General features: G+C 53.0%; 1 rRNA gene. It reads right to left on the bottom strand.

What is annotated here, in order from left to right:
• Position 1: 1 nt before the first annotated feature.
• Positions 2-202, bottom strand: a 23S ribosomal RNA gene (locus IQR33_RS25650); the annotation flags it as partial.

The raw sequence follows: 202 nt of genomic DNA, 5'->3' as shown, positions 1-202 counted from the left end.
GGGTACGATTCCTTACAATCTGAAGCTTAGAGGCTTTTCCTGGAAGCATGGCATCAATGACTTCACTACCGTAGTAGCTCGACGTCGTGTCTCAGCCTATCGAGGAGCCGGATTTACCTAACTCTTCAGCCTACGCACTTGAACCTGGACAACCGTCGCCAGGCCCACCTAGCCTTCTCCGTCCCCCCATCGCAATTGTAAG

The sequence above is a fragment of the Vibrio sp. OPT46 genome, assembly GCF_015163535.1.
GTDB classification, from domain to species: Bacteria; Pseudomonadota; Gammaproteobacteria; order Enterobacterales; family Vibrionaceae; genus Vibrio; species Vibrio alginolyticus.
This window is presented reverse-complemented; position numbering and strand designations above follow the sequence as displayed.